Source organism: Pseudoalteromonas sp. T1lg65, assembly GCF_051930985.1.
Classification (GTDB): domain Bacteria; phylum Pseudomonadota; class Gammaproteobacteria; order Enterobacterales; family Alteromonadaceae; genus Pseudoalteromonas.
Genome location: NZ_CP196837.1, coordinates 1,291,516 through 1,315,616 on the forward strand (window position 1 = coordinate 1,291,516; position 24,101 = coordinate 1,315,616).

The window sequence follows — 24,101 nt, forward strand, 5'->3', positions numbered from 1 at the left end:
TGGTGTATATTTTGCATAGTTGATTCCAAGTTTACCACGAGCTTGGAATCATGAAATATTTAGCCTTAGTATTAGCTGTGTTGTTGGTCGGGTGTACGAACACGCAGCGAGTAGTTGAGTCAGAAGCTACTTTACAGCAAGAAGAACTTCCTTCAATTGATGACTTTGGTGCTGAACTTGCAGCACAGCTCGGTCAGTATGTCCGAACGTTCAAGCCTAATTCAACGATAGCGGTAATGAGCTTTCTCAAAGCAGATGATTTCAATGAGGTCACACAAGATCAAGGTGCGGGACTGAGTTTGGCTCTACAAGAATCGTTAATTACTCATTTGACGCAAATGGGGGCTGAAGTTGTGGAATATCGGCTGAGAAACTCTTTATCTTTGCGAAACTCTGCCGATAGTATGTTAAGCAGAGAGCTGAAAACACTCAATCAACGTCAGAAAATTGACCTTGCTGTTGTTGGGACTGTTGTCGAAAGCCGAGATAGATTTATGGTAAATGCACGCCTCGTTGATACATTGCACAATAAAGCAATCTCGGCTGCTTCAATTGCTATTCCTAAGTCAGCAATGTGGGGTAAAGAACGAGTTTCAACACGTGACGGTCGTTTGATCAGAAGCCAGTATTAGCGGAGAAGACAATGAAAAATAAGTTACTAAGTTTGATTTTGCCCCTTTCGCTGTTAGCCGGCTGTGCGCAAGGAAATTTTTTCGCGGTTGAAAAATCCGATAATGAGTCGACCCGAAATGGGTTTCAAGGGACCTCGATGTTCCAAAATAATCCTAACGGCATGAAGCAGTTTTCAGTGTCTCAGCGTATGGCGAGCAAAAACGTGACCCATTATGTCCAAGGTTTAATGCAAGACATGGTGGCTAACCTAAAGCATGTTAACGAAAAAACACCTATCGCGGTGTCCAGTTTTGTGTTTTTAGACAAGCAATATGACCAAGGTTCCTTGTTGGGAAATCAAATAGCAGAGAGTTTCATTCATGAACTGCATACTTTTGGTATTCCTGTGATTGATTTTAAAACGACGGATTACATTCGCGTTACCCCGCAAGGCGATTTTATTTTTAGTCGAGATTTTTTAGAGCTCTCTGATGAGCACCCATTTTTATATGTGCTCGGTGGCACTTTGGTGAACCATCAAGGGGGCATTATGATCAACGCTCGAGTTGTTGGATTACGTAGCAAGCATGTGGTTGGAACCGCACAAGGCTTCTTGCCGCAAAATGTAGTGAATGCACTGCAAGATGGCGCTGCTTATGACGGTATACAACTAGAGCAAGCGAACTAGGAGCATGGCATGAAAAATGTAGTACTTTTTGCCACAACTTTGGCACTACTTGGTGGATGCAAGTTGAGTGAGCAATTTCAGCCTGTTGACCAAGTAGAGCGGCAAGACGAACAAGCCGATCTCGAAGCTCTTTACGCTATGATGATGGCTGAACAAGAGCAACGAGCCAGTGAGCAAGAAATCGGTGACATAGGTTTTGTTAGTTACCGTCACCGAAAAGAAATTGCCAATTACGCCGAGCAGATCGCGTTAGAGTTGGCAGACTCGGCGCTAGATCAAAATTTACGCTCTGTGGCCGTGACTAGTTTCGTGGACTTTAACCGTTCATTACGTGGTACTAATCAGCTTGGTAACCAACTTGCTGAGACGTTGATGTTAAAAATGCAGCAGCTCGGCTTTCAAGCACTGGATTTTAAATCTACAGGTCGTATTGATGTGACTGAGCGAGGAGACTTCTTGTTTAGTCGAGATGCGAGTAGGTTACTTAGCAAGGCTAAGCCGAGTCATGTATTAAGTGGCACCTTGATATATCGAGAACGCGGAGTTGAGGTGAATGCACGTATGATGGAGTTTGCTACGAACCTAGTTATCGCAAGTTCTTCGGTTACCATTCCTTATTTTATTTTAGACGACCAGGCAACCGCCTCACGATAGGTATGATCAATCCAGATTATACCTATCACCAACTCCGTTCAACTCGTCCGCAATTACCCCTATGCAGTCTTAACAAACTAAGCCAGTAAAATTTTGCAATGACATTGAAATATGCAGCTAACCTCATGACAATCATCATTTTTTGCTCTTAGGGGTTCAAAACTTAGATGGAATAAGTATACTAAAACTTGTCAGGAAATAATGAGCAGGCTCGTTTGCTGTCTGTTGCCGGAACGTAGCTCAACTGGATAGAGCATCCCCCTCCTAAGGGGAAGGTTATGGGTTCGATTCCCATCGTTTCGGCCATCGTTAACCTTTCCATCGCTCTAATTTCAACCGCAATGGCTATCAAGCAATGAAAACCAGCGGTGCTAATTGCAGACCTAATTCATAGAGTCTGCGGGGCTTTAATCAACCTCAGGTGAGGTTAACTAGCAAAAGTCGGTAGGTCTACAACGATATTTATGTGTGTAACCTAAGCAGTAATCTCCATAGTCACAGGTGTAAGCAATTGAGAAATCCCAGTTGCCTCCTGCAATATATGGCGTCACATTTTTTGCTATGTTTGATTCTTTAGAAAGGCTTTTGATCGCTTTTTTTCTGAGTGATAATTTCATCGTTTCTCCTTAAAAGTTATCCTCTCGCCAAATTGGCGAATAAATAAGCTAATTGAGCTTTGATAAGGAGTCAATCATTAGCGTTCAATGAGATTATTTCTGGAAGTTTTTATTCTTCTAAGGCCACAACCGCGGGAGATGGCCTGTTATTCATCAATCAGCGAAAACGACTCGTTTGGTTCTACTTGGATCTCTACCAAGTCGTTCAGTTGGATATTGTTCAAAGGACGCTGGCTGATATTTACGGCAATGGCGTTTTGAGCGTTAATCTGCACCACTCTCACTTGGTTAATGGTTTTAATCTGATGTAGGTACTTTCTACCGTCTCCATCCGTTATCGGGTTGTTATGGGCAATATTTAGGAGTTGACCATTTTCTAAACCGTGCATTCTACCAAGATTTATCACGACGCGATCTCCTTCAATATGAAGGATTTTTCCCTTGGTAGGCAAGCAAGCAACAGCACCATTTAGGTCGATTACAACTTGATTTAAAATGGACTGAATTTCATCGGCAAAGTCTGTTTGCCAAAAGGTATCGCTGTATACATCAATTAACTTGGTCTTTTCAAAAGGCCAGATCCCTTGTGCAGAATACTGTTGTTGCCAAATCCGCTCATGAGATAGGGCATCAAACAGTGCGAAGTCCATTTTAAAATTTCTGACGTATTTGTCATCTTTCCAAAATGCTAAGCTACCATTGAGCTTTTCTCCACCTGAGATATCGGTGATTTGGCTCAACAGAACATATTGGCTGTTAGTATTTGCAGTTACCGTTTCAATGAGCTGTTCATTGTAATCAAATCGTTGATTAAAAAACTTGTTAACTTCAATTGGTTGGGCGTAATAAGGTACAGGTTCTAGACTTGCTCGTTGAGAATTGAGCGTCTGATATAAACGTTCACTGGTAGCCTTGTGTATGTCAAAAATTTGACCCAAAGTGGCTTGATGCTTGTTTTTCAATTGGCTTTGAGTGATCGCTATTTGTTTGTTGTAGGCACTGATTGGGCATTTTTCAGTTTGCGGCATGATGTCAACGTGTAATGTGACCTGCCAAGTGTCACCGACTTGTGACTCTGAAATTACATTGGCGCTCTGAATTTCGGCATTGGCACTCAGTTTAAGTTGATCCTGCGTTAAAATACCATCGGTGACAGTTTGTACACTGGTGACGGAGGCACCGGAAAACAGTAACGCCTGTGTGATTGCGTCATTGACTGCTTTTCTTCGTGCTTTGGAATGATCACCATTTTTAATATTCGCCATACCTGTAACTTCAAACCATTCTGCGCTGGCTGGCGTTCCTGCGACTAAACAAAACAGCGTACAACTAATACCGACAAACTTTTTCATTGCTACAAGCCCAAAAATACATCTTATAAAATAGCAGCAATACCTGTGCCAAATTTTGGCAAGAATCGTGCATATAACTAAGCAAGTTTGCTACGACCTTACTGCGTTTCTAGTTTTCATTAAATAAGTAGGTCTTAGTATAGAGTTTAATTGATCTTGTGGAGTTCTTATCATGCAATATTCCGCTAAAGTTTTAACTATATTAATGATAAATGGTGCACTATTGGCGGGAACAGGATGTTCGAGCTTAATTGATAAGCATGTCGAATATGAAACAATCCAGCCTGATACCTATCCGGTTTTAAGAGCAGTAGGCTACGCGCCATTGAGTGCTCAGCCTGGAGAAACACAGGGCCAGAAACAGTTGCTGGCAATTAAAGTGTCTAAACTTGAGGCTTATCGTGAGCTTGCTGAGCAACTTTACGGTCAAAATTTAACTTCTTCCATGACAGTAAAGGGCGCAATAGCTCAAAATGATGGTCTAAAAGCACAAGTTAAGGGCTTGGTAAGAGGTGCTAAAGTTATCAAGACTTATGCTGTGGGTGACACATACGCAACTGAGCTGGAGTTAGATATGAAGCAAGTCTATGATTTGTATATAGCTCAGGCGAAGCCTAAGAAGATAAAGAAAATTCACTATAGTCTTAAATAAAAAGCCAAATACTAGGCTTTTAAGTTTCTTACTAGCTCACCAGCACTTCCAGATACGCTACCGTCCTGTCCATAAGTTACTGAGGTTGGGGCACCGAGCAAGATTTCTTTTAGTTCGCGAGTGCTGAGGTTTGCTTGATGAGCTGCTTTGGCATTAACTTCGTTTTTGCGTTTACACTCGTTAAGTAGCAATTTCACCTTATCAACCAAGGGAATAACATCTTCAGCTTTGAATAAATCAGGATTAAACTGGCTTAACTCTTTATCTACTTTTTGTAGTTGGGAAATCAGGGTAAGTTTTTGTTTGGCGAGGGGTTTAAGTTCCGTTCCATTTCTGGAGGCGAGCACATTTAACTCTTCATCTAGAAGCTGGGTCATTGCTTCTAGCGAAGAGATTTGGTCATTTAATTTGTGAATACATAAATGCGTTAGATCATCCATACACATCAAACTCAAATGCCGCGATGTTCTTAGCTAGCTTTTCAGCATCTACTTGATACTTGCCTTCAGCAATTGCCTTTTTCAGTTGTTCGACTTTTTTCTCGTCGAATCCGGAAGACTGCTGTGCTTTTTCATTTAGCCCTTTCAGTTGCTGAGCTTGCGGTGTCAGACTTACTGAATCAGCAGCAGCCTTCGGGGACGCCGGAGTTTTTGATGAAGCATTATTAGCTTCATTTCTTTGTAATTCAGCACGTTGCTGCTTTACATTATTAGCAACCGAGCTAGACTGGTTTTGACCGTTAATATTGTTAACCATGATAATCGACCCAATTAAAATATACTCTCGACCTAGTTATCGGCCTTGAACAACTTTACTTTAGCAAATTTTTTATAAATTAACCTCTACTGATTCAATATCAATCACTTTTGCACGCAAGGTTTTGCCTGAGCGTAAGTTTTTTACTCTTACTTGTTCTCCTATATTACCATCTTGGAGCGCTTCACCAGAAGTTTTTATCGTCAATGTTCTGGTTTTTGCGTAAATGATGATGGTGTCACCTTTACACACCATACAAATCTGATTGTCTGTGAATGGCTGTCCCTCACGAATGTTACGTTTGGTTCGACTACCTACGAGCAGTTTTTCGTCTTCAATATAGGCTGCACGTCTAAATCGTTTGGGTTGATACTCGGTCTTAATATCTTGTTCGGTAATCACACTCCCTTTGGCGAGCATGGTTGTGCTGACTAAAACAGGAAATAAATGTTCGATGCGAACGTGAACATATTGCGTCCATCCAGTGAGATCCTCACAGCGAATCTGGACAGTAACCTGAATACTAAAGGGAGGAGGAGTCGCTGTCGATAGAGACAGCGGTGTTTGGCATTGTTTTACAGGCAACCGAGAATCGAGTGGCAAAGCGGTTACTGACAGTTGGCTGTCGGTATCGCTTTCAACTTGAGGAGTCACATAATCAACTGCTGCTTTTTCAAGCTCGCTATTGTCATATTCTCTACAATGGGCACTACCGATGACGATAAAACAAACAACCAAATAAAAAAAAGCTTGGCATCCGGTTTTTTTTAACAAACTCATGATGTTTCGACTATGCTTATGTGGTGAAACAAGGTATAAAGATTCTGCTTTAATAACATCACCTATGCAAGGGTGTTAGGCCATACTAAAGTCGAAGCAAAGATCGTTCCGATTAGCGGTTTAATTAGTAGGAGAATGCAATGGCAGGTATTTTAGACTCGGTTAACCAACGCACACAACTGGTTGGGCAAAACCGGCTAGAGCTGTTACTTTTTCGACTTAAAGGTCGTCAACGCTTCGGTATTAATGTCTTCAAGGTAAGAGAGGTACTTCAGTGCCCACCTTTGACAAATATGCCAAAGTCCAACGCGCTGATCCGCGGAGTTGCTCATATTCGTGGTCAAACCATTTCTGTCATTGATATGTCACTCGCCGTGGGTGGCCCACCAATTGAAGATATCCAAAATTGTTTTGTAGTCATTGCCGAGTACAATCGCTCAGTTCAGGGTTTTTTGGTCAGTGCGGTAGAGCGGATCGTAAACATGAACTGGGAAAAAATAATGCCACCACCGTCAGGCGCTGGGCGTTACTCTTACTTGACCGCGGTAACAGAAATTGAGAATGAACTCGTAGAAATTTTAGATGTAGAAAAAATTCTTAATGAAATTTGCCCTATAAATACAGAAGTAAGTGCCGATATTGTTTCTGATGGTGAAATGCAAAAAGATCTTGGCGAACGAATCGTATTCATAGCAGATGACTCTGCGGTAGCGAGAAACCAGGTTAAGAGAGCGTTAGAACCGTTAGGGGTGCAAACAGAATTAGCTAAAAACGGCAAAGAGGCGCTTATCAGATTGCGTGAAATTGCGGAAATGGACTGCGTAAATAATGTCACGGAGCGAGTGGGTCTGTTAATTTCAGATGTAGAGATGCCAGAAATGGATGGTTATACTCTAACTGCCGAGATCAAAGCTGATCCCAAATTAGCACCGTTACATGTGATTCTACATACTTCTCTTAGTGGTGTATTCAACCAAGCGATGATTCAAAAAGTCGGAGCCGATGACTTTATTGCCAAGTTTAACCCTGATGAATTAGCAGCAGCTGTGAAAAAATGGGTACATTGTGATTAGAGCATGGTGGTAGCGATTTGGAAAATAAACATTTAGAGCAGAAAGAGTACGACCAATTTAGAACCTTTCTTGAACAACAATGTGGCATCGTTTTAGGGGACAACAAACTTTACTTGGTTAAAAGTCGTTTGGCTCCATTGATGGTTCGTTTTGGTGTCGATACACTTTCAGCCCTAGTTGCAAAGACGTTGAGCCCTCATGAGCGGCAACTTCGTGCCGCTGTCGTGGACGCGATGACAACAAACGAGACCTTGTGGTTTCGTGATACCTATCCATTTGAGTTAATGAAAAGCAAGATCTTGCCTGAATTTAAGGACTTAAGAAGACCAGTGAAAATTTGGTCTGCAGCGAGTTCCTCTGGGCAGGAACCGTATTCCATAGCGATGGCAACCAGTGAGTACTTAGCTAAATCACCTTCTGCATTGAAAATGGGAGTGCAGATCACAGGCACTGATATTTCAAATACTATGCTTGATATGTGTAAAAACGCTGAATACGACGCCTTAGCGCTAGCGAGGGGGTTATCTCCTGAGCGGAGGAAAAAGTTTTTTGTTGACAGTGGTAATGGCATGGCAAAAGTCATTGAACCTGTCAGGAAAATGGTCAATTTCAGACACCTAAACTTACTTGACTCTTACGCCTTAATGGGAAAATTTGACGTAATTTTTTGCCGAAATGTATTAATTTACTTTTCCCCTGAGGTGAAGGCGAAAATTATCTCGCAGTTTTCCCAGGCACTTAACCCTCAAGGATACTTATTTTTAGGCGCTTCTGAATCTATGGCAGGACTGAGTGACCACTTTAATATGCTTAGGTGCAACCCTGGGATAATTTATCAGAAGAAAACCTGATTAAGATTCATCGTTAACATTTCTTAGCAAGTTCCAGTATAAGCGGCGAAGCAAATCTAGCCGCTTTTCTTTTTCTAGGTATTAAATTACCACCTATGAAGGTGTCTAATACTAATCCGCAATAACACTTAATCATTTTGAAAGATTAAACCTGACGATAGCTGCGTTAAAAATTTCTCATTTAGAACAACTAAATAACGAAATTTTTGCCTTGCCTGCATGGATGTAGGTACCTTAGCGGTAGCAGGACGCGAGAGCGGAACTATCGACAAGGTATTCTTGCTTCAAATTAGATCACTTCATTAAGTGGATTGGTATAAAAAGCAAATTAAGCAAAATTATAGATGGTGTAATTTGTGCTTTGTGTAACAGCCAAGACTTAATAATGGTTGTTGGTTTTCCAAGTTAATAGCGCTTAAAAATATATAAATCACTTTAAAAGTATTTACTTTTCAGAGGGTTATCGGTGTTTTATTATTGGCCCATTAATTGCTTAATTCACTTGAGTCAATTTTTTGGAGTCTAATTATGGCAATCAGTTTCGATAAAGCACTAGGTGTTCATCAACATACCATGTTGATCCGTTCACAACGTGCTGAACTACTGGCGAGTAATATAGCAAATGCCGACACTCCAGGTTACAAGGCAAAAGATATCGACTTTGCCAGTGCCTTTAAAGCGGCAAAGTCTTCCCAACAACGCGGCAACGATATGGTCAAAACAGATAGAAATCATCTATCTGGCGGAAGCAAGATGACAAACTCAGATGAACTATATCGTACGCCAAATCAAGCAGATACAGGTGATGGTAACTCCGTTGACATACAAGTGGAACGAAACTTGTATGTACAGAATGCATTAGAGTACCAAGCCAGTTTGCAATTTCTTTCTGGTAAGTTTAGTGGCCTGAAAAAGGCCCTCGGTGGTCAAGGAGCTTAATTATGAGTCTTTATAACGTATTTGATATAGCAGGCTCTGGAATGAGCGCCCAAAATGTTCGTCTGAACACCACTGCGAGTAATATCTCGAATGCAAATTCGGTGAGCTCAAGTCAAGATAAAGTATATCGTGCGAGACACCCAGTTTTTGCAGCTGAACTTACTAAAGCCGCGGCTTCCCAGAACAGTACGAATGCGATGGGGGCGTCTGTTGGTGTGAAAGTGTTGGGTATTGTCGAGAGTAATAAGCCGCTGCAAGCGGAGTATAACCCGAACCATCCTAGCGCCGATGCAAATGGTTATATTTACAAACCAAACGTAAACGTGGTGGAAGAGATGGCTAACATGATTTCAGCCTCTCGGTCTTACCAAACGAATGTTCAAGTTGCAGATGCTGCAAAGCAGATGCTAAGTAAAACACTGCAACTTGGTCAGCGCTAGTATTGGAGTGATTGCTGATGAGTAACAATGTGAATGCTGCTTCATCAACGTATATGGATTCATTGCGTTGGGATAAGCAAAAGCAAAACGAACAGACAAAGGCGAATGATGAACTGACGCAAGAAGACTTCTTCTCGTTGCTCACTCAGCAGTTGTCATTTCAAGATCCTAGTAAACCTGCTGACAACGATCAGATGATCGCCCAGATGACTAATTTCACAATGGCGGAAGGGATTTCAAATCTCAATGAAAGGTTTGAATCATTGGCAGCATCAATGACCTCGAATTCTGCCTTACAGGCCTCAACCTTAATCGGTAAGAAGGCTCTGCTTGAATCGAATACTCTGGAGTACGGTGGTGATTCATTGTCCAAAGGATCAGTCATAGTGCCGGAGCCTGTGCAAAACCTCTCCATCGATATTTACGATGAAACGGATGCATTGGTGCACACTATTGAGCTTGGCGAAAAGTCAGCGGGTGCAGTGCGATTCGAGTGGGATGGTAAGAACAAAAATGGTGACATGATGCCTGCAGGTGAGTACACCATCAAAGCCGAAGGTATGGTTGAAGGTCAATATCAAACTTTACCGGTGGCGACATTTAGAAATATAGACAGCGTTAATGTCAATGGTGCTAACGGCATCGTCATTAACACTAAAGAAGGCGCGGTGCGCTTAACTGATATTGCTGAAATAGCATAATAGTTTTAAAGAATTAACCTTAAGAACTTAGAGGTGAGAGTATGAGTTTTAATATAGCACTAACTGGTCTAGCTGCCGCGCAAAAAGACTTAGATGTCACAGCAAACAACATTGCTAACGTTAATACAACGGGCTTTAAAGAATCTCGTGCTGAGTTTGCAGATGTCTACGCTTCATCGGTGTTTAGTTCAGGCAAAACAAAGAATGGTGACGGTGTGCAAACGACGATGGTTGCACAGCAGTTTCACCAAGGTTCGTTAAAGTTTACGCAAAACTCGTTAGACTTGGCGATTGAAGGCGAAGGTTACTTTGCGATGTCTGACTCACTACAGTCGCAAGATTTTACTTACTCTCGGGCTGGAGCATTCAAGTTGAATAAAGATAACTTTATCGTGAATGCCAAAGGTGACTACTTACAGGGCTTTCCAGTGGACCCATCTACTGGTGATAATACCTCGTTGAGTTTAAGCCAGACGTCGCCAATTCAGATCCCTGATGCCTCAGGTTCGCCTCGTGCAACGTCGCAAATCTACACATCGTTTAACTTAGACGCGACAGCGCAACCACCTACAATTGCTTTTGATCCAACACAACGAGCCTCGTATAATGCAAGAACGGCAATTACCGTCTATGACTCATTGGGTGAATCTCACACATTACAGTTGTTTTTCAGAAAAACCTCAGATAATGAGTGGTCTACTTATGCAACATTAGACGATCAGCCGTTTAACCATAATGCGCAATTAATCGACCCTGCAGCAACACCTGCAGTACCGTATACGCCGGTAAGTGTTTTCCGTTTTGATGCCAGTGGTATTCCAAGTCAAACAGCAGACGATCCCTCAGCAACGCCACTGACCTTTAGCGCTAATACGGGGACCACTTTTAATCCGTTAACTTTAGCTGGTCCTCAAGATACAGTCGATCCGACAATTGGTATGTCAAATCTACTAAATAACGGTGCCACTTTCCCGAACGACATTGTTGTTAACTGGCGTGATGAAGCGAATACAACGCAAAGACTGCCGACTCAATATTCATCTGGTCGTTTTGAAGTAAAAGCACTTGAACAAGACGGTGCCACGGTAGGCCGACTAGCCGGAATTGATATTGGTTCAGACGGTAAAGTTGTTGCTTCGTATACCAACGGTGACTCTACTTACCTAGGGCAAGTTGCACTGGTTCGTTTCCCTAATTCACAGGGGTTACAAGCCATTGGTAATACTGAGTGGAAGAAAAGTTTGTCTTCAGGTGAGCCGCTTGCGGGTGAGCCAAATACTGGTACTTTGGGTTCAATCAACTCATCGGCACTCGAGCAGTCGAACGTTAACCTAACCAATGAACTGGTCGACTTGATCAGTGCGCAGCGTAATTTCCAGGCGAACTCGAGAGCACTGGAAGTTAACTCAACGCTACAACAAAATATCTTACAGATCCGTTAATAATTTATGCCCTCCAAAGGCCATCCATTGTGATGGCCTTTTTTATCTCTTATCTATCCGTCAAATATTTGTTCTCACCTTGGCACTACTTTTGCTTTAACTACGGTAAGTATTAATTTTTAGGGTCACCGTCATGGATAAAATGGTCTACATCGCGATGTCAGGTGCTAAACAAAGCTTGCGTGGCGTGGCGTTAAAAGCCAATAACTTGGCAAATGCAAATACCACCGGGTTTAAAGCTGACTTTGCCCAAGCTCGCTCTATGCAAGCGTTTGGCGAAGGGATGCCAACACGGGTGTTTGCCTTGCAAGAAAGGCCAGGTACAAATTTGACGGGCGGAGCCATTGTTGAAACTGGTCGAGATCTAGATATTGCTGTTGATGATAAATCATGGATCAGTGTCATGGATGCTAGCGGTGAAGAAGCGTACACCAAGGTTGGAACGTTAAATATCCGTAGTGATGGTGCGCTAGTTACCAGTCATGGTCGCCAACTTATTGGCGAAGGCGGACCTATCGTCTTACCCATTCCTGTTGAAAAAGTCGTATTCAGTGATGATGGATCCATTCAAGTTCGCCCACAAGGCGCGCCTGCAAACTTTTTGGAAGTGGTTGACCGTCTAAAAATTATAGACGCCGATAACTCGAAATTGGCAAAAGGTAATGACGGGTTGTTCAGACCTAAAGAAGACCTGTTAATTGATGGTATTTGCGGGTTTTGTGAGATTTCACCAACGGCAAAAGTGATGAGTGGTTTTCTTGAAATGTCTAACGTGAACCCAGTACATGAAATGGTAGACATGATTAATCATCAGCGGCAGTTTGAAATGCAAGTCAAACTGATGAAAACCGCTGAAGAAATTGACGAGCGACACACTTCGCTCCTACGTATAGTTTAAGGGTGAGGTAAAGATTATGAACCCAGCATTGTGGATTAGTAAAACGGGTCTTGATGCCCAACAAACCGATATTTCGGTTATCTCTAACAACTTGGCAAACGCCAGTACGGTTGGATATAAAAAGAGCCGAGCTATTTTTGAAGACTTGCTTTATCAAAATATTAATCAGCCAGGAGGTCGTTCTTCACAAGATACGGAGCTTCCCTCAGGTTTAATGTTAGGTGCAGGTGCAAAAGTCGTCGCCAACCAAAAGAACTTTTCGCAAGGTAACATGCTGAGCACTGAAAACTCTTTAGATTGGATGATCCAAGGCCCCGGCTTTTTTGAAATTCAAATGCCCGACGGCACTACGGCCTACACGCGAAATGGTCAGTTCACTACTGATGAAGAAGGTCGTGTAGTGACATCTGGTGCAGGTTTCCCAATCCAGCCGCAAATGAATGTGCCAGATGACGCCCAATCAATCACTATTTCTCAAGATGGTGAAGTGACGGTGCGGGTTGCGGGGCAGGCTGAAAATGTGGTTATTGGTCAGTTGGTTATTAGTGATTTCATCAATCCATCGGGTCTGGAGCCAATCGGTCAGAACTTATACACAGAGACAGCGGTGAGTGGTGCGCCTGTGCAAGGCAACCCAAGCATAGAAGGTCTTGGGAAAATTGTTCAAGGGGCGCTAGAAACCTCAAACGTGAACGTAACCGAAGAACTAGTGAATCTAATAGAGACTCAGCGAGTCTATGAGATGAACTCCAAAGTCATTTCTTCAGTTGACCAAATGATGAGTTATATCAACCAGCAACTGTAATCGGAGAATAGTATGCGTGCATTATATTTTGCCATCGCGGCAGTGGCTGCGCTCAGCGGGTGCAGCACAACTCAAAACAGCAGTGTGGTGCGTGATGACCCATATTATGCACCTATCTATCCTGAAGAAACACAGGCGCAACTGGTACCGACGGGATCGCTTTTTAATACTCAGTTTTCAAATGATTTATATGCTGACAAGAAGGCGCTGCGAGTTGGAGATATTATCACTATTGTATTAAGAGAGACGACGCAAGCGAGTAAAGCGGCAAATTCAACGCTAGAGAAAGAGAGTGAAATAGGGTTTGAACCGATTCTAGGTTTAGGTGGAAACGCGGTAAACATCGGTAAGGAATCGATTCAGTTGTCAGCTAACTCAGAAAGCTCATTTGAAGGCGATTCGCAGTCAAATCAATCAAATAGTTTATTTGGTAATATCTCAGTGAATGTAACTCGAGTTCTACCAAACGGAAACTTAGTGATCCGTGGTGAAAAGTGGCTCACGCTAAATACCGGTGAGGAATTTATTCGTTTGGAAGGTTTAGTCAGGCCTCAAGATGTGAAAGCGGATAACACCATAGAATCTAATCGTATCGCGAATGCGCGAATTCAATATTCAGGTAAAGGTGATCAGCAAGAAGTGCAGAGCGCAGGTTGGCTTACCAGCTTCTTTATGAGCGCAATCATGCCTTTTTAAGGATGTACATTATGAAAAGCCAAATCTTTAAATTACTGAGTTGCATGTTGTTAGTCGTTGCAGGTGGAGTGACACAGGTTGCTCATGCTGAGCGAGTTAAAGATGTCAGTATGGTTGAAGGTGTTCGCTCTAACCAATTAGTTGGTTACGGCTTGGTTGTAGGTCTTCCTGGTACGGGAGAGCAAACGCGCTTTACCGAGCAAAGCTTCAAGGCCATGCTGAATAGCTTCGGTATCTCAATGCCTGCCAACCTAAAACCAAAAATCAAGAATGTTGCAGCCGTTGCAGTACACGCAGATCTTCCACCGTTCGTTAAACCTGGCCAAACCATTGATGTCACCGTCTCTTCTATCGGTAGTGCTGGAAGTTTACGTGGAGGTACCTTATTGCAGACGTTTTTGAAAGGTGTGGATGGTAACGTCTATGCGATAGCCCAAGGCAGTTTGATTGTTGGAGGCTTAGGTGCGGAAGGGGCGGATGGTAGTCGAGTTGTGATTAATACACCGACAGTGGGCAGAGTTGCCAACGGCGCTACCGTTGAGCGTGCAGTACAGAGTCCCTTTTCACAAGGCGACTATATTACATTTAATTTAAATAGCCCTGACTTTACCACTGCAAAACGCTTAGCTGACACGATTAATGATTTAGTTGGGCCAAATAGTGCAAAACCAATGGATGCAGCCTCAGTAAGAGTTATTGCGCCCAGAGATCCGTCTCAGCGAGTAGCGTATCTATCTACGCTAGAAAATCTCGAGTTTAAACCTGCCGATACCGCTGCAAAAATTATCGTGAACTCTCGTACCGGTACCATTGTTATCGGTAAAAATGTCAAATTACAGCCAGCTGCTATTACGCATGGCGGATTAACAGTGACGATTGCGGAGCAAGTCAACATTTCTCAACCGAACGCATTTGCAGAAGGTGAAACAGTCGCAACTCAGCAAAGCATTATTGATGTCGACCAAGATGACTCGCGTGCATTTGTGTTTGATCCGGGTGTGAGCCTTGATGACCTCGTTCGAGCAATCAATCAAGTAGGCGCAGCACCTGGTGATTTAATGGCGATATTAGAAGCGTTAAAAGAAGCTGGGGCTATCAATGGTCAATTAGTCGTCATATAAAGAGTGTTTATTAATCAATCAGTTAGCCTCGCTTAGCGAGGCTTTTTTATTGGCGCGTATTTTGCATTGTTATCACTATCAGATGACAAAAGCATTGAGATTATGAATACCGATCAGCTAAAAAATCAGAGCTTCTTTGATTTAAGTAACTTAGATTCGCTTCGTAAAGAGGCGTTGACCAGTGCTGGTGATCAAGATGCGTCAAAGCAAGCGTTGAGAAAAGCAGCGCAACAGTTTGAATCGATCTTTACCCAAATGCTTTTAACCAGCATGCGTAAAGCCAACGAAGCATTGGAAGACAAAGACAGTCCGTTTAATTCGAGCGGTGTGAAGTTTTTTGAAGAAATGCACGATCAACAGTTGGCTATGCATCTTTCAGAAAAAGGGAGTTTGGGTCTTGCAGACCTTATCGTGCAGCAGCTATCTCCTAATACCGAAGGTTATAAGCCAGCGTCAGTAATAAGAGCAGATGGAAGCTTGCCTGAACGAGCCTCACCGCAGCAATCGAAAGTCAGCAGCCAAGCACCACAGCCACAAATAAATAATGATGTGGCATCAAGTAGTGACAAACAAAGTGTGTTTTCTTCGCCTGAAGAATTTGTTGAACAGGTATGGGATTTTGCTAAAAGCGCTGCTAAGAAGCTCGGGTTAAACCCTGCTGTAATGGTGGCGCAAGCCGCTTTAGAAACCGGCTGGGGAAAACACATTATTGCCAAGCCAGATGGCAACAGTAGCAATAACTTATTCAATATTAAATCAGATAACCGCTGGCAAGGCGACAGTGCCAAAAAAGTGACGTTGGAATTTGAGCAAGGCTTGCCAGTTAAAAAGCAAGCAAGCTTTAGAGCATACGATTCACTCGCCGACAGCTTTTCTGATTATGTAGATTTCATTAAAGGTAATCCGAGATATCAACAAGCATTATCCAATGCGCAAGACAGCCATTCATATCTTGATGAATTGCAATCGGCTGGTTATGCCACCGATCCTAATTATGCGGATAAAATTAAATCGGTTTTACAACGTATCGAACTGTCAGATCTAGTTTCTGGTGCGTTAACTAAGGGAGTCAGATGAAATGTCATTTGATCTTTTAAATATTGGTGCAGCAGGTGTTCGAGCGAATACTGAGCTGCTGCAAACTACCAGTAAAAATATCTCGAATCTCAACACCGAAGGCTACATTCGTGAGAGAACAGAACATGCCACAACAGTTGGTAATATGGTCGGCCGTGGTGAAACTGTTCGACTTATCAACGAGTTTGCACAGCGACAACTAAACCGAGATATATCTAATAAGACTTATTACGAACAATTTGTGAGTGAGGCTTCGCGGGTTGACTCTTTATTCGGGCAAGAATCCACAAGCTTAAGTAAAAGCATCAACAAGATGTTTAGCAGTATGCAAGAAGCACTGAATTTACCATCTTCATCTACCAATCGGTCATTGTTTATGACGAGTGCGCAAAATACGCTCGATCAGTTAAACCGGTTATCTGGGATTGTGGTAGACCAAAATACCATTGTTAATGACCAATTGGATATTTTCTCGGAAGAAGCGAACAACCTGGTTCAGAAAATCAGTCAGTTAAACAAAGAAGTAGCAAGCAAAGCCGCGTCTGATGTTAATAATGTTGACTACGGCGTTTTAAATGAGCGAGATCAAGCGATTAAAGACCTTGCTGAGTTAGTTGATATTGAAACATTAGATGGCGAAAACGGAGAAAAGCTGGTGTTTTTGGGCACCGGCGACGCGCTTGTAATGCAAGGTGGTGCCTTTAATTTGTTTGCAATTAAAGGTGATCCTGATCCCAATCGCAAAGAGTTGTTGCTAGATATTAAAGATAAAAATGTCGTGCAACTGGAGCTAGACAGTGGCAGCTTGAAAGGCAAGATTGGCGGTTTAATGGCATTCAGAGATGAAGTGTTGATCCCAGCACAAAACCAGCTAGGCCAAATCGGCTTGGCTGTAGCTGATGCCTTTAATCAACAAAACAGGCTGGGCCTGAATCTAGATGGCGAGTTTGGTGGCGACATCTTTAACATCCCAACTGCTGGAGGACTGGCATTTGCTGACAATACTGGTACGGGAAGTCTGACCGCTACCATTACTCCCGGAGAGGGAAATCAGCTACCAGCTACCGATTTTCAGGTGACTTTTACCAGTGCTACTACCGTTGAGATTGCTGCTATCGATGCCAAGGGCAATGTTATTGGCACGCCTTCTACCGCTAATGTTACAGCAGGGGTTATTGATTCATCGACCATCACAGGTGGTGAGGCATTTGGTTTATCTATTGCCGTAACCGGTGCGCCTGCAAATGGTGACCAGTTTCAAATTAAGCTTAACCAATTTGCTTCCACTAGCATGACGTTGGCAACAACACGTCCAGAAGCATTAGCGCTTGCTTCGCCGATTAGGCTATCCACTTCTATCGATAACACCAGTGCTGCTAGTATTTCAGATGGCGTGATAACCAGCACAGATCCCGCAAGCAGTGCTTTTTTAGCAACGCCAGCGCTTTCGGCTGGACCTTATACATTAACTAAAACGGCGAATTTGAACGAATACATTATAGAAGGGGCTGGTGGAACGCCAAGTCATACTTTTACTTCCACCAACAATGGTAAGGATATTATGGCTGACGCAGCTGCCGCTGGTCCTGCGCCGTTCAACAATCCAGGTTTTACCTTCGATATAGAAGGTGTGCCAAACACTGGCGACACATTTACCATCGAGTTTAATACCAGTGGTGTTGATGACAACCGAAATGGTTTGGTGCTTGCACAGCTGCAAAACTCGGAGCTAGTTAGGCAAAATGTAGTAGCTGGGGCAAATGCAGACAATCATAAAACCTTCAATCAGGCTTATGCAGGGCTGGTGACTGAAATAGGTGTAATCACCAATCAGGCACAAACCAATGGCGCGGCGTTTGAAGCTTTAGCAAATCAGTCTGAAGCTTGGTTTGAATCCATGTCCGGTGTGAACTTGGACGAAGAAGCGGCAAATTTGCTCCGCTTTCAACAGTCGTATTCAGCGTCAGCACAGGTTATTACGGTAGCAAGAACCGTGTTTGACACCTTATTAAGTGCAGCGAGGTAATTATGCGTTTATCTCAAAATCAAATCTTCAACAATAACCTCAGCTCGATTTTAAAAAATCAGCAAGAGGTGAACAAAGCCACACAGCAAATAAATACACAAAAGCGTGTACAAAGTGCCTCGGATGATCCATCTGCGGTGGCGCGGGCACTGTTGTATGACGATAAAATTCAAGCAAACGACCAGTTTAGCAAAAATTTGACGGTGTTAACGGGTCGTCTAAACATGCAGGAATCTGTCCTTGAGAACATAAAAACCTCAATTGATGCCGCTTACACCAAGGCAATACAGGCAGGTAATGGTGGATATGCAAATGTGGATCGTGAAGCGCTTGCCGAAGAGCTTAAATCTATCCAAGATACAATCCTTAATTTGACCAATACCAAGACCGAAGACGGCAAGTTTGTTTTCTCGGGTTATCAGGACAATGCTCAGACATACAGCTTTGATGCTGCACAAGGTAAGTATGTTTATGGCGGAGATCAGGGACAGCATAGTATTCAAGTCGCAGAAGGAGTAAAAATTCGTTCAAGCGATAATGGCTTTGATGTTTTCGAAAATGTTGAGAAGCGGTTAGATGTGACCTCAAATGTTGGAACCGTCGGTGGTCTCATCACTTCATCAACCGTATATGTCGCAGAACAGTCGGTGTTTGATGATTTCCATCGTAATAACTATAACGCTGATCCCGCTGCACCTGCTGGGGCAAATACCTATGACCTTGTTATAACCGCTGGAACTCCTAATACCTTTCAGCTAGAACAAGGTGGGACGCCGGTAGCAACAGGGAGCTTCGAAGGAGATACTGTTAGAGTAGCAGGGTTAGAATTTAAATATGAAGGAACGGGTTCAGGTACGATCAGCTTTGATTTAGAAAAACCACAAAAGCAGAATGTGCTAAACACTTTGGAAAATTTGATTGGTACACTTACCGATCCGAATATCTCCCTTGAAGATTATAAGCAGCGGATGGCTGATGCTTCGGTTGGTCTAGACAAAGCGAAAGTCAGTATTTCACAAGCTCAAGCTGGATTAGGGGGAAGAGTTAATTCTGCGAAGTTGGTTGAGCAGTCCAATCATGACTTAGATGCCAATAACAAAGAATCGAAAGCGGATTTGATAGAAGCTGATTTTTACACGGCAATTTCTGAGCTGACTAAACATGAAACCGCACTACAGGCATCACAATCTACGTTTGGTCGACTAGCAAACCTCTCTTTACTCGACTTTATTCGATAAAAGTGTAGCCTTGAATAGGCTACACCTTTACTCCCGCATAATTCACATCAATTGAATAAAAGCCTTTTATTATCAGATTATTAACAGGCTCCAATTTGTCTTTTTCCTAAAAATAACCTGCTGTACCTGTATTTTCAACAGGAATAAAAAAAGCCTTAAAAAACATTTGTTAAGAATTTTTTTACAAAAAAGATTAAAGGAATTTTTTTGCCGACCGATAACTTAATTAACCAGGCCGGAGAGTGAAAATGATTCAAAGGCTGGAAAGATTCATGTTTTGAGAGTGAATAACTCGATTTAAAGTGGGAGAATCATCATGGCACTTTATGTAAATACTAACGTAAGTTCATTGAACGCTCAAAGACAATTAATGAATTCTGGTAATGCACTAGATACCTCATTCAAACGTCTTTCATCAGGTTTCCGTATCAACAGCGCAGCTGACGATGCAGCAGGCCTACAAATTTCTGACCGTTTAACATCACAAATCAACGGTCTTAACCAAGGTAACCGCAACGCGAACGACGGTATCTCTCTTGCACAAACTGCTGAAGGTGCAATGGACGAAGTAACCTCAATGTTCCAGCGTATTCGTACCTTGGCACAGCAAGCAGCTAACGGCTCTAATACAGACGAAGACCGTTTAGCACTACAAGAAGAAATTCGTTCTTTAGCATCGGAAGTAAACCGAGTTGCAGAAGACACCACCTTCGGTGGCCAAAACTTACTAAATGGTGAGTACGAAGCGAATTTCCAAGTCGGTGCTGATGCTATCCAAACGATTGGATTCAGCATGAAATCCGTAGGTGCTTCGTCAAACGGTAACAACTCGCTTACAGCAAATGGTGGTTTCACCATGTCGGGTATCGCTGGTGTCGCTTCAGGTGTAACAGGCAAAACAATGTCTACACTAGCAGCTGGTATCAGTGATGTAGGTACCGGTAAAACGGAAGGTACTGTTGGGTTTACCAACATGGCGGCAACTATCATCAGTGTTTCTTCGCAAGAAAATGCGCAAGAAGTACTAGCAGCAATGGACTCAATGATAGCGGTAGTTGACAAGAAACGTGCAGAACTCGGTGCGGTACAAAATAGATTTCAATCTACCATCCGTAACCAGTCAAACATTTCTGAAAACTTGTCAGCAGCGAAATCACGAATCAAAGATACCGATTTTGCTCAAGAGACAGCTAACTTGACTAAAATGCAGATTCTGCAACAAGCTAGCCAAACAATCTTAAGTCAGGCTAATCAGCGTCCACAGGCTGCACTAAGTCTACTAGGATAATAAGTGAAGAAAGGGGTGTCTAGGCTGATGGGGTATTTGCCTAGACACCGTAATTGGATAAAGCGGAGTAGCTTAAAAATCCAATAGCGTTCATAAAAAAATGAACACGTTTTTATAAAGCACAATGTATGCCAATAATGTGCTAGAAAAATGACACTCACTCTCAAAATTCCAAAAAAGAGGCTATCCAGCCTCTTTTTTATTTGTCTATACCACTACCAGCAACTCTTGCTGCTTTAGCATTGACATCCACAGATATAGCAATGATCTGTTACTGACACAGTGCGAGTCAAATTTCCAGCCTGACTACATGCGACTAATTGACGGTGTTTATGTCTGATTTATTTAATTAGGCAACCCTGAGGCAAGATCCTCTTTTTGATAGTAAGGCAAAATTTTGCTCTTTAGTTTTTAACGAAGAGATTTTTTACACACTTAGCGGTCTCTGTCGAGCCTCGCAGTTGGTGATGTATATACGGATTGGTCTTATATTACTCGGGTATTGTACGGGATATCGATCTGTTTAGTATGGCTACGATAAGGAATCAAATATTCCAACAAAGCTCTCATATTCACGGATTCTCTCCTCCTTGCTGCAAAGTACTCGATAAGAAAAATGATAAAAAATAACAGGCGCAATGTAATATTGGCTCGAAGTTTGCTTTTTACTCAGTGAATAAAAAATTAGCGTCAAAGTGGCAAGTCGTTGCCTTCATGTTGAAGACCTATTGTAGGGTTGCCGCTTTGTCATCCAATTATCTAATGCGTTAGATAATGATTTGACTGAGAGAGAGTGAATCATGCCTTTATATGTAAATACCAATGTCAGTGCGATTAATGCACAAAGACAGTTAACTAATTCGGGTAACGAACTAGATAATTCTTTTAAGCGTCTATCATCAGGTATGCGCATTAACAGTGCGGCAGATGATGCGGCTGGCTTGCAAATATCTGACCGTCTGCAGTCGCAGATCTTGGGTTTGGGTCAAGGTAACCGAAATGCTAACGATGGTATTTCACTGGCACAAACGGCTGAAGGTGCGATGGAAGAAATGACCTCAATGTTCCAGCGTATTAGAACGCTTTCGCAGCAAGCAGCAAACGGTTCGAACACTGATGAAGATAGACTTGCACTGCAAGAAGAAATTCGTCAATTGGCGTCAGAAGTAAACCGAGTCGCGAGTGATACTACTTTTGGTGGACAAAACTTGCTAAATGGTGAGTATGAAGCCAATTTCCAAGTCGGTGCTGATGCCATTCAAACCATTGGGTTTAGTATGCGTGAAGTGGGGGCGACTACCAATGGTGATAACTCAATGACCGCTAATGGTGGTTTCACTATGTCTGGCATTGCCAGCATTGCCTCAGCGGTAACTGGTCAAGGCATGTCAGTGTTGGCTGCAGGGATCAGTACCGTAGGTACAGGTTTGACTGAACAAACTGCTGGTTTTTCTAATATGGCGGCAACCGTGATCAGTGTATCATCACAAGAAAACGCTCAACAAGTTTTCGCTGCGATGGATGCGATGATTGCCGTGGTTGATAAAAAACGTGCAGAACTTGGTGCGGTACAAAACCGTTTCCAGTCAACGATTCGAAATCAGGCAAATATTTCTGAAAATCTGTCTGCTGCGAAATCTCGTATTAAAGATGCAGACTTTGCTTTAGAAACTGCGAAGTTGACAAAAAACCAAATATTACAACAAGCTAGCCAAACAATTCTTGGCCAGGCTAACCAAAGACCACAAGCTGCATTAAGCTTATTACAGGGTTAATTAAAAAAGTTTAAAAAAAAGCTAAAGCTTTATCTTAATCAGTCGATACCTGAGTTAGAGAACTACATCTATAGGGCTCTAACTCTATCGATGCTACTGGGTAGGGGTATCTCGTAGCATTGATGTTAATTGATAAAGCGGAGGCTAATTATGGCTATTTACGTAAATACCAACGTTAGTTCATTAAATGCGCAAAGACAGCTAATGAACTCAGGTAATTCGCTTGATACGTCTTTTAAGAGACTTTCATCAGGCTTTAGGATAAACAGTGCCAAAGACGATGCTGCAGGTATGCAGATCTCTAACCGTCTTACTGGTCAAATAAACGGGTTAAATCAGGGTGTTCGAAATGCTAACGATGGTATTTCACTTGCCCAGACAGCTGAAGGTGCATTAGATGAAACAACGCAAATGTTTCAGCGTATCCGTACACTTGCACAACAAGCATCAAACGGTTCAAACACAGATGAAGACCGTTTAGCACTTCAAGAAGAAATTCGCTCATTGGCAGCTGAGGTAAACCGTGTGGCAGAAGATACCACTTTCGGTGGACAAAGCCTGCTTAATGGTGAATATCAAGCTAACTTCCAAGTTGGTGCGGATGCGATTCAAACTATCAGTTTTAGTATGAAAGACATCGGTACATCTTCTAATGGTAATAATTCACTGACAGCAAATGGTGGCTTTACCATGTCAGGACTTGCTGCTGTTGCATCGGGTGTAACTGGTAAAACCATGTCAACTCTTGCAGCTGGTATCAGTGACGTAGGTACAGGTAAAACGGAAGCAACTGTTGGTTTTACCAATATGGCTGCGACTATAATTAGTGTTTCTTCGCAAGAAAATGCACAAGAGGTACTGGCGGCGATGGACTCGATGATTGCTGTGGTTGATAAAAAGCGGGCTGAGCTTGGTGCGATTCAAAACCGTTTCCAATCAACGATCCGTAACCAAAGTAACATTTCAGAGAACCTATCATCTGCGCGCTCTCGAATCAAAGATACCGACTTCGCGCAAGAAACCGCAAACTTGACTAAAATGCAAATTTTGCAACAAGCAAGTAGCTCAATCTTGAGTCAAGCGAACCAGCGTCCACAAGTTGCCTTGTCGCTGCTCGGTTAATCGCTAAATGTGTAACGTCAAGTTTGGTTGTATCTACAAACTTGACGTATACTCAATTTAAGTCTAGCGCAGGAGGTTGTTCATGAGCGAAGTTCAAACCCAATCAAATTTAGGGTATCAGAACACTGTTCCTCTAAATGAACAGAAACGTGCTGATACAAATGTTGAAACATCTCGGGCGATCGAGAAAGCGGAAAAATCGAGTAACAAGACTGAAGAGATGGATGACAAGTCGAGTACTCAGCAAAAGCTATTCGTCGAGGTCAAAGAAAACTTGGCTAAGTTGGATGAGTTTATACCCGTTACAGCAACGAATTTACAGTTCGAGTTTGATGAAGGAGGTGAAACTCCGGTGATCAAGGTAATGGATAAAGAGAGTAAAGAAGTGATCAGAGAAATTCCTTCAGAGGAGTTCAGGGAAGTGGCTAAAGCTTTGGAAGAGTTTGCCGATAAGATCACTAAGCAGGGCTTGTTGTTTGATAAAACAGCCTAATTAAG

Annotated in this window: 26 protein-coding genes and 1 tRNA gene; 22 read left to right on the forward strand and 5 right to left on the reverse strand. The window is 42.6% G+C overall.

Annotated elements, in window-relative coordinates; genetic code table 11:
• The first annotated feature begins 50 nt into the window (after nt 1–50).
• The 4 genes from ACSLBF_RS05450 (at nt 51) to ACSLBF_RS05465 (ending at nt 2,260) form a co-directional block, all read left to right on the forward strand.
• Entirely contained in the window at nt 51–632 is a 582-nt protein-coding gene (locus ACSLBF_RS05450) for a FlgO family outer membrane protein (protein WP_440055591.1), read from the forward strand.
• 11 nt (nt 633–643) lie between these two features.
• Nucleotides 644–1,300 (forward strand): FlgO family outer membrane protein, encoded by a 657-nt coding sequence (locus ACSLBF_RS05455; RefSeq protein ID WP_440055592.1) that lies wholly within the window; start codon nt 644–646, stop codon nt 1,298–1,300.
• A 9-nt stretch (nt 1,301–1,309) separates the two neighbouring features.
• Nucleotides 1,310–1,954, forward strand: coding sequence for a FlgO family outer membrane protein (locus tag ACSLBF_RS05460; RefSeq protein ID WP_440055593.1), 645 nt, complete (start codon nt 1,310–1,312; stop codon nt 1,952–1,954).
• Between the two features lie 229 nt (nt 1,955–2,183).
• A tRNA-Arg gene (locus ACSLBF_RS05465) sits at nt 2,184–2,260 on the forward strand.
• 125 nt (nt 2,261–2,385) lie between these two features.
• On the opposite strand, the gene ACSLBF_RS05470 is transcribed toward ACSLBF_RS05465, so the two are convergent.
• A complete protein-coding gene (locus tag ACSLBF_RS05470; RefSeq protein WP_440055594.1) occupies nt 2,386–2,571 on the reverse strand; it encodes a hypothetical protein in 186 nt (61 codons plus the stop codon).
• Between the two features lie 146 nt (nt 2,572–2,717).
• Nucleotides 2,718–3,923 carry a flagellar assembly protein T N-terminal domain-containing protein gene (locus tag ACSLBF_RS05475; RefSeq protein WP_440055595.1) on the reverse strand — a complete coding sequence of 402 codons (1,206 nt, stop codon included), beginning with the start codon at nt 3,921–3,923 and terminating at the stop codon, nt 2,718–2,720.
• A 172-nt stretch (nt 3,924–4,095) separates the two neighbouring features.
• Between ACSLBF_RS05475 and ACSLBF_RS05480 the strand changes: the two genes are divergently transcribed.
• Nucleotides 4,096–4,575 (forward strand): LPP20 family lipoprotein, encoded by a 480-nt coding sequence (locus tag ACSLBF_RS05480; protein ID WP_440055596.1) that lies wholly within the window; start codon nt 4,096–4,098, stop codon nt 4,573–4,575.
• 11 nt (nt 4,576–4,586) lie between these two features.
• Here ACSLBF_RS05480 and flgN read toward each other — a convergent pair whose 3' ends face one another.
• The 3 genes from flgN to flgA all read right to left on the reverse strand — a co-directional run bounded on the left by flgN (nt 4,587) and on the right by flgA (nt 6,111).
• Nucleotides 4,587–5,015, reverse strand: coding sequence for a flagellar export chaperone FlgN (gene flgN, locus ACSLBF_RS05485; protein WP_440055597.1), 429 nt, complete (start codon nt 5,013–5,015; stop codon nt 4,587–4,589).
• Nucleotides 5,008–5,331, reverse strand: a complete 324-nt coding sequence (flgM, locus tag ACSLBF_RS05490; RefSeq protein ID WP_440055598.1) for a flagellar biosynthesis anti-sigma factor FlgM — start codon at nt 5,329–5,331, stop codon at nt 5,008–5,010. The genes flgN and flgM overlap by 8 nt, the downstream gene beginning before the upstream one ends.
• 72 nt (nt 5,332–5,403) lie before the next feature.
• Nucleotides 5,404–6,111, reverse strand: coding sequence for a flagellar basal body P-ring formation chaperone FlgA (gene flgA / locus ACSLBF_RS05495; protein WP_440055599.1), 708 nt, complete (start codon nt 6,109–6,111; stop codon nt 5,404–5,406).
• Nucleotides 6,112–6,251: 140 nt separating this feature from the next.
• On the opposite strand from flgA, the gene ACSLBF_RS05500 reads away from it, so the two are divergent.
• The 17 genes from ACSLBF_RS05500 (at nt 6,252) to ACSLBF_RS05580 (ending at nt 24,096) form a co-directional block, all read left to right on the forward strand.
• Nucleotides 6,252–7,184: a chemotaxis protein CheV gene (locus ACSLBF_RS05500; RefSeq protein ID WP_440055600.1), complete on the forward strand. Its 933-nt coding sequence runs from the start codon at nt 6,252–6,254 to the stop codon at nt 7,182–7,184.
• Between the two features lie 17 nt (nt 7,185–7,201).
• Nucleotides 7,202–8,035: a CheR family methyltransferase gene (locus ACSLBF_RS05505; protein WP_440055601.1), complete on the forward strand. Its 834-nt coding sequence runs from the start codon at nt 7,202–7,204 to the stop codon at nt 8,033–8,035.
• Between the two features lie 528 nt (nt 8,036–8,563).
• Nucleotides 8,564–8,974 carry a flagellar basal body rod protein FlgB gene (gene flgB / locus ACSLBF_RS05510; protein ID WP_440055602.1) on the forward strand — a complete coding sequence of 137 codons (411 nt, stop codon included), beginning with the start codon at nt 8,564–8,566 and terminating at the stop codon, nt 8,972–8,974.
• A 2-nt stretch (nt 8,975–8,976) separates the two neighbouring features.
• Nucleotides 8,977–9,414, forward strand: coding sequence for a flagellar basal body rod protein FlgC (gene flgC, locus ACSLBF_RS05515; protein WP_440055603.1), 438 nt, complete (start codon nt 8,977–8,979; stop codon nt 9,412–9,414).
• Between the two features lie 17 nt (nt 9,415–9,431).
• A complete protein-coding gene (locus tag ACSLBF_RS05520) occupies nt 9,432–10,115 on the forward strand; it encodes a flagellar hook assembly protein FlgD (protein ID WP_440055604.1) in 684 nt (227 codons plus the stop codon).
• Between the two features lie 41 nt (nt 10,116–10,156).
• The gene (flgE, locus tag ACSLBF_RS05525) at nt 10,157–11,557 is read left to right on the forward strand and encodes a flagellar hook protein FlgE (protein WP_440055605.1); all 1,401 of its coding nucleotides are present in this window, start codon (nt 10,157–10,159) and stop codon (nt 11,555–11,557) included.
• A gap of 133 nt (nt 11,558–11,690) precedes the next feature.
• Nucleotides 11,691–12,455, forward strand: a complete 765-nt coding sequence (locus tag ACSLBF_RS05530) for a flagellar basal body rod protein FlgF (RefSeq protein WP_440055606.1) — start codon at nt 11,691–11,693, stop codon at nt 12,453–12,455.
• Between the two features lie 16 nt (nt 12,456–12,471).
• Entirely contained in the window at nt 12,472–13,260 is a 789-nt protein-coding gene (gene flgG, locus ACSLBF_RS05535; protein WP_440055607.1) for a flagellar basal-body rod protein FlgG, read from the forward strand.
• Between the two features lie 12 nt (nt 13,261–13,272).
• Nucleotides 13,273–13,956 (forward strand): flagellar basal body L-ring protein FlgH, encoded by a 684-nt coding sequence (gene flgH / locus ACSLBF_RS05540; protein WP_440055608.1) that lies wholly within the window; start codon nt 13,273–13,275, stop codon nt 13,954–13,956.
• A gap of 44 nt (nt 13,957–14,000) precedes the next feature.
• Complete coding sequence (locus ACSLBF_RS05545; RefSeq protein WP_440056196.1) at nt 14,001–15,077, forward strand: flagellar basal body P-ring protein FlgI; 1,077 nt, start codon at nt 14,001–14,003, stop codon at nt 15,075–15,077.
• Nucleotides 15,078–15,179: 102 nt separating this feature from the next.
• On the forward strand, nt 15,180–16,154 hold the full coding sequence (flgJ, locus tag ACSLBF_RS05550) for a flagellar assembly peptidoglycan hydrolase FlgJ (RefSeq protein WP_440055609.1): 975 nt from the start codon (nt 15,180–15,182) through the stop codon (nt 16,152–16,154).
• 1 nt (nt 16,155) lies between these two features.
• A complete protein-coding gene (locus tag ACSLBF_RS05555; protein WP_440055610.1) occupies nt 16,156–18,180 on the forward strand; it encodes a FlgK family flagellar hook-associated protein in 2,025 nt (674 codons plus the stop codon).
• A 2-nt stretch (nt 18,181–18,182) separates the two neighbouring features.
• The gene (gene flgL / locus ACSLBF_RS05560) at nt 18,183–19,418 is read left to right on the forward strand and encodes a flagellar hook-associated protein FlgL (protein ID WP_440055611.1); all 1,236 of its coding nucleotides are present in this window, start codon (nt 18,183–18,185) and stop codon (nt 19,416–19,418) included.
• A 316-nt stretch (nt 19,419–19,734) separates the two neighbouring features.
• On the forward strand, nt 19,735–20,706 hold the full coding sequence (locus ACSLBF_RS05565; RefSeq protein ID WP_440055612.1) for a flagellin N-terminal helical domain-containing protein: 972 nt from the start codon (nt 19,735–19,737) through the stop codon (nt 20,704–20,706).
• 800 nt (nt 20,707–21,506) lie between these two features.
• Nucleotides 21,507–22,481 (forward strand): flagellin N-terminal helical domain-containing protein, encoded by a 975-nt coding sequence (locus tag ACSLBF_RS05570; protein ID WP_440055613.1) that lies wholly within the window; start codon nt 21,507–21,509, stop codon nt 22,479–22,481.
• Between the two features lie 150 nt (nt 22,482–22,631).
• Complete coding sequence (locus ACSLBF_RS05575) at nt 22,632–23,603, forward strand: flagellin N-terminal helical domain-containing protein (RefSeq protein ID WP_440055614.1); 972 nt, start codon at nt 22,632–22,634, stop codon at nt 23,601–23,603.
• An 82-nt stretch (nt 23,604–23,685) separates the two neighbouring features.
• Entirely contained in the window at nt 23,686–24,096 is a 411-nt protein-coding gene (locus ACSLBF_RS05580; protein ID WP_440055615.1) for a flagellar protein FlaG, read from the forward strand.
• Nucleotides 24,097–24,101 lie beyond the last annotated feature (5 nt).